This window comes from Bradyrhizobium sp. 2S1, assembly GCF_011516625.5.
GTDB classification, from domain to species: domain Bacteria; phylum Pseudomonadota; class Alphaproteobacteria; order Rhizobiales; family Xanthobacteraceae; genus Bradyrhizobium; species Bradyrhizobium septentrionale.
Genome location: NZ_CP147717.1, coordinates 4,598,674 through 4,612,909, shown reverse-complemented (window position 1 = coordinate 4,612,909; position 14,236 = coordinate 4,598,674). Strand labels below are relative to the sequence as shown.

Genomic DNA, 14,236 nt, shown 5'->3' with positions numbered 1-14,236 from the left:
CGAGACCATGCTGATCACGACGAGAGCGCTGACACGTCGATCGAGGCGGCGTTGGCGATGGCGCGCTCCTGGCTCACGCCCGCCTTGCGCCGGCGCCACCACAGATAGACGCCGGTCACGAGGATGAAGATGGTGAGGATGTCGAGCAGCGCCCAGACGATCTTGAGCGGCATGCCGCCATAGTCGCCGAAATGCAGCGGCTGCGAGACGAACAGCGTCGTCACATACCAGGGCATGTCGCGGCTGTCCGTCAGCTTGCCGGCTTCCGCATCGATCAGCGCCGGCTTCAGCAGCCGTGAGGTCAGCGGCGTATCGCCGCGCAGGAAGACCGCGTAATGGCTCTTGCTGCTGAAGGTCGTGCCTGGGAACGCGACGAAGCTCGGCGTCATTCCGGGCACCGCATGCTTGGCCACCTCGACCGCCGCATTCAGCGAGGTCAGCCTCACAGGCACCGGCCGGTCGCGATACTGCGCGGTCATTTCGGCGAGTTGGCCGAATTGCCACATCTTCACGACCAGATCGGCCCAGGTGTTGATGACCCCGGTGAAGCCGACGACCAGCGTCCAGGCCACCAGCAGGATGCCGGCGAGGTTGTGGACATCGAGCCAGCGCACGACGCGGGTGCGCTGGGCACGGTAGGCGCCGAAACGCAGCTTCCGCATCGACGGCGCATAGACCACGATCCCGGAAATGATCGCGACGCAGAACAGGATCCCCATCAATCCGAGGAACAGCTTTCCGGGCAAGCCCGCGAACATGTCGGTGTGCAGCTTCAGCATGATGTAGGTGAAGCGGCCGGTCACATCGGGGGAATCGAGATAGGCGCCGCTATGCGTGTCCATCCGGATCAGCAGGTTGTTGGTCGGATCGGCATCGATCGTCGGACCGACGCTGACCCACATCGCGCCGGGTTCGTCGCGATCCCAGATCAGGAAGTGAGGCACCTTGCCCGGCGCCCGCGCCAGCGCGTTGCCAAGCAGATGGTCAAGATTGGCCGGCGGCGTGCCTGCCGGCACCTCGGCCGGCTTGACCTGGTTGTGCAGGAGGTCATCGATCTCTTCGTGGAAGATCAGCGGCAGGCCGGTGATGCACAACAGCAGCATGAACAAGGTGCAGATCAGGCTGGTCCATTTGTGGACGGCGCCCCATCGCCGCAGGGAAGTGGTGGTCGCAGTCAATTTCCGTCGCCTAATTCCAGGTACGCTTTTGCTCGCCGTCACTAACACGACGAAGGATGCGCACAGCCGCTTGCGGATTAGAACTCGTCCAGTGTTGGACTTATCGTTGATCGTGTTGCGATCTCGCAACGAGAGCATCAGGGAACTGCGACGATGCGTCCCGTCTTTCAATGCAATTCTTAGGATTGTTCTAAACTGAATCGAGGCGAGCGACGAACGACAACCGCGCGGCGAAGCGACCCTGCGCGCGAGAGCGGCGTGCATGCGGATCCCGCGTGCGACCTCGACCGCAGTTACCGCACGGCAATCGCAGCGCACGCCAGTGCCGCGGGTAGCGACCAGGTCCAATCTCCGGCCAGCGAAACCGCCGCCGCTGCAATCACACAGCCCAGAAGGAACCCGGCCAAGCGGCCAAGCGAATGCTTCAACGGCGTCGCGTCACGCGGCAGCAGGGGATGACGGACCGAAAGCAGGTCCATCACCGACAAGACGGCATTGGCCAGATTGCCGGTCATCACGGCAGTCGAGATCGCGCCCCGCACCGCGAGGCGCAGCAGCGCGTACTGACAGGCCATGGCGGACACCGCCATCATCGCCGCCGTGCCCGCCAACCATCCAGCCGGATCGGTGGATGGCCTGGCGATGATGCTGAAGGCCAGCAACGCTGCAAGGATCAGAAACTGAACCAGCAGCAAGAGCCGCACCAGTCTTGCACCGTGCAAGCGTGATGCGCGCGCAATCAGCCAGACGGTGGCCAGCGCCAGCATGAAGACCGGGATGGTCAACAACTGCGCCCAATGGAACGAGCCGCCGTCGACGGCAACGCCCGCTGCCAGCACGAGGTTGCCGGTCACGTGAGCCGTGAAGACGTGGCCCAGCGTGAAAAAGCCGGTACAGTCGACCATTCCGGCGATCACGCTGAGCAAAGCCGGCAGTCGCGCCTCCATGCGCGACAGCTCCATGGCGTCATCCGCGGAATCATCCGGCCCTTGGAAGGCGAGCAAGCCTCTGGCGAGCAGTGACATGGGCGAGCACCTGGATTTTGGCCGTCATGGGCCGGCTGAGGAAATCCCGGTCATGCTCGATGACCGTGCGCTACCGCGCCGTCCAGCCGCCATCGACCGAGATCGCGGTTCCGGTGATCTGGTCGGCTGCGCCCGAGCACAGGAAGGCGACGGTGCCGCCAAGCTGTGCCGGAGAGACGAACTCGAGCGACGGCTGCTTTTCGGCGAGCATATCTCTCGCAGCATCCTGCTGGCTGATGCCGCGCTCCGCGGCGATGTCGTTGATCTGCTTGTCGACCAGCGGCGTGCGCACCCAGCCGGGACAAACCGCGTTGCAGGTCACGCCGCTGCCGGCGGTCTCCAGACCAACCACCTTGGTCAGGCCGATCAGACCGTGCTTGGCCGCGACATAGGCCGCCTTGTGCGTCGACCCAACGAGGCCGTGGGCGGAGGCGATGTTGACGATACGGCCCCAGCGCTGCTTCTTCATCTGCGGCAACGCGGCGGCAATGCTGTGGAATGCAGCCGACAAGTTGATCGCCAGGATGGCATTCCAGCGGGCGGCCGGAAATTCCTCGACCGGCGCGGTGAACTGGATGCCGGCATTGTTCACGACGATATCGAGGCGGCCGAACTTGGCAACCGTCGCGGTGACCAAGCCGCGCACGGCATCTTCCTTCGACATGTCGGCGCCGTCGTAGCTGACGCGCACGCCATGCTCGCGTTCGATGCCGCCGCGGATCGCCTCGATTTCATTGGCGTCACCAAAGCCGTTCAAGACGATGTCGGCGCGCAGTCTGGCGAGTTCCCTGGCAATGCCGAGCCCGATGCCGCTGGTCGATCCGGTGACGATGGCAACCTTGCCTTTCAACATGGGAGTTTCCTTTCGATGCTGTGAGGATGTGAGGCGCCGCAACTCAGTCGCGGCGGTGGATGTCGTGGGTGACGATGCCGCGCTCGGGCGCCGGCCGGTCGAGGCGGCTCGGATCCGCCAGGGTGCGGCGAATATCCTCCAACCCGCTTTGCCAGTGCGCGCGCATCGCGCTCAACCCGAACTCGTAGTCCTTGGAGTGGCGCTCATGGATCTTGGACTGGTAGATCAGGTGAATGATGTTGCAGGAGCGATGGCGAGCCATCTCGGCGATCTCGCGAATTTCCGGATCCTGCCTGACACTCTCCGGCAGCAGTGCGAGCGTCCGCTGCAACGCCTGACGCATCTTCTGCATTCGCAGCGCCTGGTCGGTGATGGCACGGGTGCGGCTGGAATACTGGATGTCCTTCTGCCGGCTCGATACCTCCATCAGGTCGTTGGGCACGCGGCCCTTCGCCGACCACAGATCGATCTGGAAGGTTAGCGTATCGCGCGGCTCGCTGGACAGCACGCGGGACAAGGGCGTGTTCGAAACCACGCCGCCATCCCAATAGTGCTCGCCGTCGACCTCGACCGCTGGGAAGCCTGGCGGCAGCGCACCCGACGCCATGAAGTGCTTCGGTCCGAGCCGGCGCTCGGCGGTGTCGAAATAGGTCAGATTGCCGGTGCGCACGTTGACCGCGCCGACGCTGACGCGCACTCCTCCCGAGTTCAGCCGATCGAAGTCGACGAGCTGTTCCAGCGTCTGGCGCAATGCGGAGGTGTCGTAGAAGCTTGTCGCGGCGGCGCCCGAGAATGGCGACAGGAACGGCGGCGGGAAGCGCGGCTTGAAGAAGCCGGGCTGCCCCTGGAACAAGGCGCGCATCGCCGCCAGCGCATTGTGCGCCGAGCGCATGTCGAAGGCGAACGGCAGGGCATTGGCGAGCCCCTCGCCGGCAGGCCATTCCACCGACGCGGCACAGATGCCTTCCCAGAATTTGCGCAGCCGCTCGACGCGCTCTCCCTCGGGCGAGCCGGCGATGATCGCGGCGTTGAGCGCGCCGATCGAGATGCCGGCGAGCCAGTTCGGCCGGATGCCCGCCTCGTGCAGGCCTTCATAGACGCCGGCCTGATAGGCGCCGAGCGCGCCGCCGCCCTGTAGCACCAGCGCCACGACATCGTAGGGCAGCGACATGGTCTGCTGCGACAGCGGATTGATCTGCTCGCGCATCACGTTCAGCATTGCTGGATCTCCTGATGGACGGGTTGCGGCCGGTCAGCCGGCATTCGCGGCGGTCAAGACGTCGCCGCCGCGATGCGGTGTCGCCTGGCTCGTGGCGAGATAGTCGTGCACCACGTCGCCAAGCCCGAGCGTGAGGTCGGCAAGTATGTGCTTGGCGGAGAGAACCTCCAGCACCGGCAGCTCGGCGACAGGCGCCAGCGCATGCGAGTACAGGTCGAGCGCAGCCGGTCCGGTCCAGGCGCCCTTCACCGTGACGTCCTCGAGGTGATAGCGCACCAGCTCGCAGATGCGCGGCGTGCCGTCGACATGCGGAATGATCTTGAGGAGGAAGTTCGGCGAGGCGAGCTTTTTGGTCTCGGCCGCGATGTCGAGCGCGCGGTGCTTGTAGCCCATGGTTCCGGTCGCGATCCGCACCGAACCGTAGTTCAGGGTGCCGACCAGCGTGTCGATCTCGACCTCGAGCTTCGGCTGCGCCAGCTTCTTGGGAAAGCCCCACAACTCACGCCCGCCCGCGATCGGCGGATGATCGTTGAGGAACATCTGATGGGTGAAGCCGCCAAGCTGGCCCTTGTATGACACCGGAATGACCTGGCCGCTCTCGGTGTAGTCGCCGAAGCCGGTCGAGTCCGGCATGCGGATGAACTCGTAGTTCACCACCGGATCGGTCAGCTGCAGCGGCTCAGGCACCACGCGGCGCAGCGCGTCGGGATCGGTCCGGTACTGGATGATGAAGTACTCGCGGTTGACGAAGCGGTACGGCCCGGGAGGAAAGGCCGGACTGGTCAGCGGCATCGCGAACGACGATGTACGCACGGTCTCGTGTTTCACTTTGGTGAGCTCCAGATATGGCGGTCGAGGGTGGCCGCGCCCGTGCAGGGCGCGGCCGATGTCGGGAGTGTTAGACTTCGGTGACGTGCTCCGGATCGGCGGATGCGAGCGCGGCGGCACGCTCGGCGCGCGGCGGATAGATCCAGACGGTGTTGATCTCCCGCTTGGTCTTCTTGGCGACGTCGCCGACCATCTCGACCTTGCGTTCCCAGCCGCGGGTGAACAGCGCGCCGGCCTCGCCGAGATCGAGGCAGGTGACATAGGCCTTCTGGTGATATGGCTTGGTCGGGACGCCGAGCAGCTCGGCGGCGGCGTTGTTGCCGGCAAAGGCGCCCATCCGCGTGGCGTGCTGGCACGACATCAGCGCGTAGTTGCCGTCATCGTCGCATGCCGCACGCGCGGCATCGCCGGTGGCGAACACGCCTGCGACCGCCGGCACGCGCAAATCGCGGTCCACCAGCAGCCGGCCGGAATTGTCCCGCTCGGCCGGGATCTGCGCGGTCAGCGGCGCGGCGCGGATGCCCGCCGCCCAGACCACGGTCGCGGCCTCGATATGCTCGCCGCTGGAGAGCGTGACGCCGGACTTGCTGACCTCGGCGACGCCGGCGCCGAAGCGGCCCTCGACGCCGAGCTTGCGCATCGCTTCCTCGATGATCGGACGCGGCCCCTCGCCCATGTCGGGTGCGATCGCAGCGTTACGCTCGACGATGATGACGCGCGGCCTGGCGTCGTTGCCGAGAATCTCCTTGAGCCGTGCCGGCATCTCGGTCGCCGCCTCGATGCCGGTGAAGCCGCCACCGGCAACGACCACGGTGTCGCGCGCCACCGATGCCGGCTGCTTGGCAAGGCTATGCAGATGACGGTCGAGCGCGATCGCGTCCTGAAGGTTGTCGACGCTGAAGGCATGCTCGGCAAGGCCGGGCACGTTCGGGCGGAACAGCCGGCTGCCGGTCGCCACCACCAGCCGATCGTAGGGCAGCGTCTTGCGTGCGTCCTTGGCGGTGACGATCTGCACGGTACGCGCCTTGGTGTCGACGGCCTCGGCGCTGCCCTGCACATAGACGACGTCGATCGCGTTGAAGACGTCGAGCAGCGGCGCGGTCAGCGTCTCCGGCTTGGGCTCGTAGAGCCGCGGGCGGACCACCAAAGTCGGCTCCGGCGCGACCAGCGCGATCTCGAGCTCCTCGGGCGAAACGCCCTTGATGTCGCGCAGGCGGGCTGCGGAAAGTGCGGCGTACATGCCGGCAAAGCCGGCGCCGATGATGACCAGTCGCATGGGATATCTCCTCTGGGTTGACAGTCTCTGATGTCCGCGCGTCGCCGCCGCCGCTTGCCGCTGACGGTCAAACCTGTCGCGAGCTGCGACGCGAAGCGGTGAAATGAACGTGAGTGCCTATTGACTGATGGCACAGCCCGATACGAACGGCGTGCGCGGCGCCGGTCCACACGCCGCGCGACAACCGCGCGCGCCGGGCAGCGAACCGCGGTGAAAGCTGACCGGCTGCGCGGCGCCCGGAAAGAGGTCCCGGGTGAGCCCCTGAGCCGCGTCGTTGATCATCACCGAGGTCATCGGATGGACGCCGTGAGCGGCCTGCGCCGGGGCGTCGGCATCGTCGGCGGTTGCCGTGGTGAAGCGGACGGTGAGCGTCAGCCCGTACATCAGTGCGGTCGCGACGGCCCGGCGTCGCCGCGTGATTGCGAGGGAGCTGCCGAAATCCTTCCAGGCCATCGCTTGTCTCCGTTGTTGGCGTGGGCGCCACGGTGATCTAGCGAATTGGGCTTGTCGGTGCCCCAGAGCGATTGCCCGACCTGAAGAGCGATTGCTGCTAGAGCACTTTCGATTCTGATTAAATCAGAACCGAAGCTCCAGCCTCTTGTTTTGACGCGTTTTCTTCACGCGAACCGGCGTCCACATCGCTCGAAAACGCTCTACCGCAGACGGCGCCGCCAATCACTCGGGGTTTCGCCGGTCAGCTTCCTGAACGCCGCGGCGAACGCGGTCTGCGAGCTGTAGCCGAGCGCCGCCGCGATCGAGACGACGGATGCATCGGTGTCGCGCAGCATGTTCATGGCCTGCTCGAGCCGGTGCTGGCGCAGCCAGGCATGCGGCGAGAGCCCGGTGCTTTCCTTGAAGGCACGGCAGAAGTGAAAGCGCGACAGGCCGGCGTCCATGGCCAGAGCCGCAAGCGAGACGTCCGCATCGCTGTCCGAGCGCAACCGCTCGGTGGCGCGGCGCAGCGCGGTCGGCGACAACCCTCCCATGGTCGCCTGAACGGCGGCGGGCACGCCGGCATGCGCCGACAGCAGGCGGTTCGCCAGAAGATCGGTCAGCTGGTGTCTGAACAGCGCATCCAGCGCCTGGCCGCCGTCGAGAGCGTCGGCGGCGCTCAACAACAATCGCGATGTAATGGGATCGGGATGCGCAGTGCGCTCCAAGAGATCGCCGGGCGCGGCAGTGTCGGCTTCGCCGGCCACGCGCTGCAGCGTCGCATGCGGAAGATAGAGCTGAACGACATGCATCGACTGGTGGATGTCCCATCGCGAGGTCGAGCCGGCCGGAATGATCGTCACGACGCCTGAACGCGCCGTGCCGATCGAAGTCACCTTGCCGGTGCGCCGCTCTAGCTGCTGCGAGCCGGCGGGATAGGTCATGATGACGTGGTCGACCATCGGCCGGACGACGTCGTGCAGGGCCTCGTGCTTCCAATAGGCGATCGCGCCGCTCGACGGGTCGGCCGCGATGCGCAGCGGCCGCGTGTGGAGCACACGGGCCATCTCCTGGTCGGCGGGAGCGCGCGGGCCGACCGGCGTCTCGGGCGGCCTTGGCATCGGATGCGGCGGACGAATCCCGCAAAGGATCGTGCAGGATCGGCTTAGTCATGACCTGTGCTCGCGTTTGAAAGCTCATGCGCTACCTCCCTGCGGGCAGGGTCTACGGACCGATAAGGCGCGGAACTGTCGGCGGGAACTAAGCGCCGCGCAGTACGAATGTCTTTCCTAAAACGGCCCGCTTTATCCAATCCTGCTGCAAGCGCGCCGCCGCGACATTCTGCATCCCACAAAGTCGATCGGACCAAAGCAATTGAAATTGTTCTGGAATAGCACTGCCGTGATCGACGCGGTGCGGGTCGTTCATCATCGCGTGAGGAACTGGACGGCACCGCAGCAATCCGGATAATAAGCCACGACCACGCGAGATGACGGTGACGGTATCCGAGGTCACCCATTACAGTCGGACTTGATCGATATGGTACAGGCAGGCGTCTACGGACGGAGGCTCGGGCGGCCGCTGCAATTGGCGGAAGCGCCCTCGCTGATCACGCGCTCGCTGCGCAGTGCGGAGCTCGCGGTCACCGAGACGCGGAACGACAACCCGGTGCGCGACCTGTCCGGGTCGCTGCCCGCCGACGATGCCTATCTGCTCAGCCTCAAGTTTCGCGATTATCCGGACTGCGAGTGCTGGGAACGCGGCCGGTGCGTCATCAAGTCGGATATCCGCAGCGGCGCAACCTACCTGTACGACCTGAAGCGCGATCCGCGTTATGTGATCGACAAGCCGTTCCACTCGATCTTTTTCTATCTGCCGCGCTCCGCGCTTAACGACATCGCCAGGCAGGCCGGCGCGCCGCGTATCGGTGAACTGGCTTATCAGCCCGGTATCGGCCATGACGACGCCATCGTCCGTCATCTCGGCGCTTCGCTGCTCGAAGCATTGCGCCGGCCGGAGGAGACCAACCAGCTGTTCATCGATCACATGATGCTCGCCCTCACCGCACACGTCGCGCAGACCTATGGCGGACTGCGGAGCATCACCGCACCGACCCGCGGAGGCCTGGCCGCCTGGCAAGCGAGGCAAGCGTGCGAACGGCTCGAAGCCGACCTCGGCGGAAAAATCCCGCTGAAGCAGATCGCGGCCGAGTTCGGCCTCTCGGTCAGCCACTTCTCGCGCGCCTTCCGCATCTCCACCGGCCTGCCGCCGCACCAATGGCTGCTGCGGCAACGGGTGACGGCGGCCAAGCAATTGATGGCGGTGCGCGACCTGTCGCTGTCCGAGATCGCGATTTCGGCCGGCTTTGCCAATCAGAGCCATTTCACGCGGGTGTTTTCGGCCGTGATCGGCGTCAGCCCGGCGGTGTGGCGCCGCGAGACGCATCGCCCGACGAAAGGCGAGAGCTGAACCGGTCTGCGTTCAACCGGCCGGGGCGGCTTGGACGGCATGCTTGGCATGCCATTTGGGGCCCGGCCCGCGCATGTAGTGGCGCTCGGGCCGGTAGGGATCGCGAATTCGCTCGATCAGATTCTGCCAGCCGGTCGTGATCGCGTGCAGGCCGCGGCGAAAGGGCAGCAATGCTGGCTGCAGCGACGGCATGGCGTCCTCTCAGTGTGGTTTGCCGAGAACGGATGCGAAGGACAGGATGACGATCTCGTCGCCGGCCTCGTCGCTGACATGCACGGCCCAGTCGCGCCAGTCTTCCAGGCTGGCCGTTGCGACCAACGATCGCATCATGCACGTCGCCGCCTCGCAGGCCTCGGAAAGGCTGGTCACCGCGGTGCCGCGGCGATCCATCAACACGCCGCGCGTAGTCGAGCAATGGAAATAAACCTGGGCCATGTCAGTGTCCTTGCAAGCTCCGGGCGAGCAGGCTCGCCTTTAACAAGCTCTACGTTTCTTGGACGCGACCATCCGTGATGCGGTTCACACCGGTGCCGGCGGCGCGGCGACCTCGCGGAATGGTGATCAGGGGCGCCAGCACCACCCTCACCAAATCGCGATTTGACAGTTCTTCTATATTTGTCAAAATCGTCAAATGGGACCGAAGACCCGCATTCTCGATGCCACGATGCTGGTGTTCCGCCGGCACGGCTTTCGCCGTTCCTCGATCGAGCAGGTCGCCGAAGCGGCCGGCCTGACGCGGCAGGCGCTCTATCACCATTTCGAATCCAAGGAAGCGCTGTTCCGCGCCGTGATCGAGCGGGTGCATGAGTCCGCGATCGCGGCCGAGGACGCCGCTGTTGCCGAAGCGGAGACGGCGGGCGGCGATCTCGGCGACATTCTTGCCGCGGGCATGATCGCGCGGATGTCGACCATGATCGCGTCGCTGGACGGCTCGCCGCATCTCGAGGAGCTGTATTCCGAGCACCTCGTGCACGCGCGCGACCTCTACCAGACCTATGCCGCGCGCTACGCGGAGCGCATGGTCGCGACGATTTCACGGATCGTGCGCAAGCAGCAGCTTGTGCTGCCGCAGGGCCTGTCGCCGGCCGAATTCGCCCGGCTGGTCGAAATGGCGATGTACGCATCGAAGTCGCAGTACCCGGCGATGCAGCCGGCCGATGCGTTCCTGAAGGACATGGCGATGATGGTGCGGACGCTCTGCGCGGGCGCCGTGCCGAAATCCATGCCGAAATCGCAAAAGCCGCCCGTCAAGAAGGCGGCGATGAGGGAAAAGCCGACACGCAGGACGACAGGAGGACATCCATGAGCACGACGACCATCAACGGCCGCGTTGAATCCCTGCCCGACGATCCCGACGCGCTATTGATCGACGTCGTGCGCGACCAGCTCAAGCTCACCGGCACCAAGCTGGTGTGCGGCGCCGGCGTCTGCGGCGCCTGCACGGTGCTGGTCGACGGCGCGCCGGTCGCAAGCTGCCTGATGCCGGCGCAGGCCGCCGCCGGCAAATCGGTGACGACGGTGGAAGGCATCGGCGCCGCAACGCTACATCCGGTGCAGAAGGCGTTCATGGCGCACGACGCGCTGCAGTGCGGCTTCTGCACGCCGGGCTTCATCGTGGAAGCGACCGCGTTCTGCGACCGCTGGCGTGCAACCAAGGGAACGGCCGTGCCCTCGCGCGAGGAGATCGGCGTGGCGCTGTCCGGCCATCTCTGCCGATGCGGCGCCTATGACGGGATTTTCCGCGCGGTGGCGGATGCCTGCGCCGGCCGCTTCGACGGCGACAATGTCACAGCGCCCCGCATCGAGGCGCGCGACAAGGTGACGGGCGCGGCAAAGTACACCGTCGACATCAACCATGATGGTCAGCTCGAAGGCGTGATCCTACGGTCGCGTGAGGCGCATGCCCGCATCACCGCGCTTGATCTGGCTCCGGCGCGGGCGCTCTCCGGCGTCACCGCGGTATCGCTGCTCGGCGACGATCGTACTGTGCGCTATGTCGGCGAGCCGATTGCGGCGGTTGCAGCGAGGGACCGCAAGACCGCGCATGCCGCACTCGCCGCGATCAAGCTGACCAGCGAACGCCTGCCCGCGGTGATCGGGCTCGACGCGGGACGCAAGGATGGCGCGCCCGTCGTGTTCGACAAGGCGAGCCGCAAGCGGGCCGGCAATGTCTCGGAAGCGGCCGGCGGGCCGGCGCCCTGGAAGCAGAACATCCGCGGGCCGACCGCGGTATTCTCGACACGCGCCAAGAAGGCCCGCAACTGGGTCGATGAGGCGCGCCAGGCCAACAACCGGCTGCTCGTCGAAGCAACCTTTCGCACCGCCACGCAACAGCACGCGTGCCTCGAGCCGCATGCCGCGGTGGCGCGCTTCGACGGCGACCGGCTGACCCTGCACGCCTCGACCCAGCAGGTGTTTCACCTGAAGGAGCAGATCGCAAAACGCTACAAGCTCGGTCACGACAAGGTCCGCGTGATCGCCGATCACGTCGGCGGCGGCTTCGGATCGAAGGCGAGTCTCGGCGTCGAGACCATCGCAGCGATCGAGCTCGCGCGCGAGGCGCGGGCGCCGGTGCGGGTCGCCTACGACCGCCAGGAAGAGCTTTCCGTCGCCGGCTATCGGCCGGCCGCGGAATTGAAGGTCGCGCTGCTTCCCTCCGAGAAGGGCGGCCTGAAAGCGCTCTCCGTCACTGCGCATGCCGATACGGGGGCCGCGACCAACTCGACGATCGCGGGCCTGGCGCGGCTGATCTACCCCGCGGAGGCGAAGGACCTTTCGGATTTCGACGTCATCAGCAATTTGCCGCCCGGCACAGCCTTCCGCGGCCCCGGCGGTCCGCCGATGGCATTCGCGGTGGAGCAGGCGATCGACGAAGCCGCGCTGCGGCTCAACGTCGATCCGATCGCCCTGCGCAAGCGCTGGGATCCTGACCCCAACCGTCAGCGGCTCTACGACTGGGCATCCGGGCTCGAGATCTGGCGCAACCGGAAGCCGGCGCAGACCGGGCGCTATCGCCGCGGCATCGGGGTGGCGACGGGCTACTGGCTCTATCTGTGGCAGCCCAATGTGAAGGTCGAGGTCGCGGTCAAGGCCGGCCGCATCATCGCCAGCACCGCGACGCAGGACATCGGCACCGGCACCCGCAGTGTGCTTGCCGACACGATCGCGCGCGAGTTCGATCTCGAACCCGGCGACATCGAGGTGCGGATCGGCGATTCGTCGCTGCCCGAGGGGCCCGGCTCCGGCGGCAGCCGCGTCACCGCCTCCGTGCTGCCGCCGACGCTGCAGGCGGTGCGGAAACTGAAGGCCGCAATCCTCGAACAGGCCACGCGAAAGCCCGCGCCGGGTTCGAACGCGCCGTGGCGCGAGCTGATCGCGCGCTCGCCCGACATCGCTGTCACGGAGACGCGCGGCGAGGACGGCAAGAACACGGCGCCCGGCATCCGCTCGCCGCTGCGCGAAGTCGGCCTGATGGGATTTGTGTTCGGCTGGATGATGCGCCGCTTCTCGAACATCGCGGTCGGCGCCGGCGTGCCGAGCTCGGTGCAGGTCATCGAGGTGGAGGTCGACACCTGGCTCGGCCATGTGCGCGTGCTCAACGTGCATACCGGCATCGCGGTAGGAAAGATCGCAGCGCCCGCACTGGCGCACAGCCAGGCCTGCGGCGCGGTGATCCAGGGCCTCGGCTACGCGCTCTATGAGGCGCGCGAGCTGGATCCGACCAGCGGCGACGTCCTGACCGCGGGGATGGAGGATTATCGCATCCCGGGCATCGCCGACACGCCCGAGATCGATGTCCATTTCGACGAAGCCGGCTTCGACCATGTGCTCGGCAACAGCGTCGGCATCGGCGAGGCGTCGACGGTGCCGACCTCGGCGGCCGTCGCCAACGCGATCCACAATGCGATCGGCGTCCGCCTCACCGAGATTCCGATCCGTCCCGACCGCATCGTCGCCGCGCTGAAAGGGAGGGCTGCCGCATGAGTGCCGCAACCGCAGAGGCAATGTACGCGCCCGAATTCCGTGCCGCCGGCACCGACCTGTCGGAGCGCCGCCGCAGCGGCCTGTCGTGCGGGTCGATCATCGATCTCGCCGCCAGTCCCGATACGATCGGGATCGCGTGGAACGCCGACGGCTCGGCGCGCATCGGCGCCCTGACTGCGATCGCGACCATCGCATCCGACGGGCGGCTGGCCCAGGCCTATCCCGGCATCGCTGCCGCGGCACAGGGCCTTGCCACGCCGCAGATCCGGCACATGGCGACGCTCGGCGGCAACCTCGCCCAGCGTTCGCGCTGCTGGTATTTCCGCAATCCGCAGATCGCCTGTCTCAAGAAGGGTGGCTCCGACTGTCCGGCGCGATCGGGCAACCATCTCTATCACGTCGCGTTCGATCTCGGCCCTTGCGTGGCGCCGCATCCGTCGACCATGGCGATGGCGCTGTTGGCTTATGATGCGAAGGTCACCACGGACCGGCGCAGCGGATTGTCGATCTCCGACCTGCTCGGCGACGGCAGCAACGGCACGGCCGACAATTTGCTTGCGGCAGGCGAACGGATCGAACGGATCGAGCTCCCTGCCCCGCTGGCCGGCGAGCGCGCGCTCTACAAGCGCGCCATCAGCCGCTCGCATGCGGAATGGCCGCTGGTCGAGATCTGCGTACGAACCGTGATATCCGGCGGTGCATTCCAGCAAGTCTATATCGCCGCCGGCGGCATCGCTCCGGTGCCGCTGCGGCTTGCGGCATGCGAGGCGGCGCTACAGGGCAAGCCAGCCAACGCGGCGACGATCGCGCAAGCCGCCGAGCTCGCGACATCCGGCGCAAAGCCGCTGCCGATGACGGGATACAAGCTCGACCTGCTGGTGGGTTTGCTGCGCGATGTGACGGAGCAGACGCTCAACGTGAATGAGACCGCGCGCTAGAGCTTCGATTCTAATTGAATCAGAACCGAAGCTC

The 14,236-nt window shown here is 66.3% G+C and carries 15 protein-coding genes; 4 read left to right on the top strand and 11 right to left on the bottom strand.

All coding sequences use genetic code 11. From position 1 onward, the window contains the following. Positions 1 to 14: 14 nt before the first annotated feature. From HAP54_RS21820 to HAP54_RS21780, 9 genes are all read right to left on the bottom strand, one after another. Positions 15 to 1,178 (bottom strand): PepSY-associated TM helix domain-containing protein, encoded by a 1,164-nt coding sequence (locus HAP54_RS21820; RefSeq protein ID WP_166303788.1) that lies wholly within the window; start codon positions 1,176 to 1,178, stop codon positions 15 to 17. Positions 1,179 to 1,471: 293 nt separating this feature from the next. Further along, on the bottom strand, positions 1,472 to 2,203 hold the full coding sequence (locus HAP54_RS21815) for a DUF1275 family protein (protein WP_166303785.1): 732 nt from the start codon (positions 2,201 to 2,203) through the stop codon (positions 1,472 to 1,474). 70 nt (positions 2,204 to 2,273) lie between these two features. Beyond that, entirely contained in the window at positions 2,274 to 3,056 is a 783-nt protein-coding gene (locus tag HAP54_RS21810) for a 3-hydroxybutyrate dehydrogenase (RefSeq protein ID WP_166303782.1), read from the bottom strand. 43 nt (positions 3,057 to 3,099) lie between these two features. Continuing rightward, positions 3,100 to 4,275, bottom strand: coding sequence for a DUF3734 domain-containing protein (locus HAP54_RS21805; RefSeq protein ID WP_166303779.1), 1,176 nt, complete (start codon positions 4,273 to 4,275; stop codon positions 3,100 to 3,102). A gap of 33 nt (positions 4,276 to 4,308) precedes the next feature. Further along, positions 4,309 to 5,103, bottom strand: coding sequence for an acetoacetate decarboxylase (locus HAP54_RS21800; protein ID WP_166303776.1), 795 nt, complete (start codon positions 5,101 to 5,103; stop codon positions 4,309 to 4,311). A 70-nt stretch (positions 5,104 to 5,173) separates the two neighbouring features. Next, a complete protein-coding gene (locus HAP54_RS21795; protein ID WP_166303773.1) occupies positions 5,174 to 6,379 on the bottom strand; it encodes an NAD(P)/FAD-dependent oxidoreductase in 1,206 nt (401 codons plus the stop codon). Between the two features lie 117 nt (positions 6,380 to 6,496). Continuing rightward, positions 6,497 to 6,832: a hypothetical protein gene (locus tag HAP54_RS21790; RefSeq protein WP_166303770.1), complete on the bottom strand. Its 336-nt coding sequence runs from the start codon at positions 6,830 to 6,832 to the stop codon at positions 6,497 to 6,499. Positions 6,833 to 7,032: 200 nt separating this feature from the next. After that, positions 7,033 to 7,932, bottom strand: coding sequence for a helix-turn-helix transcriptional regulator (locus tag HAP54_RS21785; protein WP_166303767.1), 900 nt, complete (start codon positions 7,930 to 7,932; stop codon positions 7,033 to 7,035). 139 nt (positions 7,933 to 8,071) lie between these two features. Then, positions 8,072 to 8,326 (bottom strand): hypothetical protein, encoded by a 255-nt coding sequence (locus HAP54_RS21780; protein ID WP_166303764.1) that lies wholly within the window; start codon positions 8,324 to 8,326, stop codon positions 8,072 to 8,074. Positions 8,327 to 8,350: 24 nt separating this feature from the next. Between HAP54_RS21780 and HAP54_RS21775 the strand changes: the two genes are divergently transcribed. Continuing rightward, positions 8,351 to 9,280, top strand: coding sequence for an AraC family transcriptional regulator (locus tag HAP54_RS21775; protein ID WP_166308231.1), 930 nt, complete (start codon positions 8,351 to 8,353; stop codon positions 9,278 to 9,280). Between the two features lie 12 nt (positions 9,281 to 9,292). Here HAP54_RS21775 and HAP54_RS21770 read toward each other — a convergent pair whose 3' ends face one another. Then, positions 9,293 to 9,472: a hypothetical protein gene (locus HAP54_RS21770; protein ID WP_166303761.1), complete on the bottom strand. Its 180-nt coding sequence runs from the start codon at positions 9,470 to 9,472 to the stop codon at positions 9,293 to 9,295. A gap of 9 nt (positions 9,473 to 9,481) precedes the next feature. Continuing rightward, positions 9,482 to 9,715 carry a DUF6894 family protein gene (locus HAP54_RS21765; protein WP_029082016.1) on the bottom strand — a complete coding sequence of 78 codons (234 nt, stop codon included), beginning with the start codon at positions 9,713 to 9,715 and terminating at the stop codon, positions 9,482 to 9,484. A gap of 196 nt (positions 9,716 to 9,911) precedes the next feature. Between HAP54_RS21765 and HAP54_RS21760 the strand changes: the two genes are divergently transcribed. Genes HAP54_RS21760 through HAP54_RS21750 form a run of 3 tightly spaced genes read left to right on the top strand, consistent with a single transcriptional unit; the run spans position 9,912 to position 14,202 of the window. Continuing rightward, positions 9,912 to 10,586 (top strand): TetR/AcrR family transcriptional regulator, encoded by a 675-nt coding sequence (locus tag HAP54_RS21760; protein WP_166303758.1) that lies wholly within the window; start codon positions 9,912 to 9,914, stop codon positions 10,584 to 10,586. Then, complete coding sequence (locus HAP54_RS21755; RefSeq protein WP_166303755.1) at positions 10,583 to 13,264, top strand: molybdopterin-dependent oxidoreductase; 2,682 nt, start codon at positions 10,583 to 10,585, stop codon at positions 13,262 to 13,264. The genes HAP54_RS21760 and HAP54_RS21755 overlap by 4 nt, the downstream gene beginning before the upstream one ends. Continuing rightward, entirely contained in the window at positions 13,261 to 14,202 is a 942-nt protein-coding gene (locus HAP54_RS21750; protein WP_166303752.1) for an FAD binding domain-containing protein, read from the top strand. The genes HAP54_RS21755 and HAP54_RS21750 overlap by 4 nt, the downstream gene beginning before the upstream one ends. Positions 14,203 to 14,236: the final 34 nt, after the last annotated feature.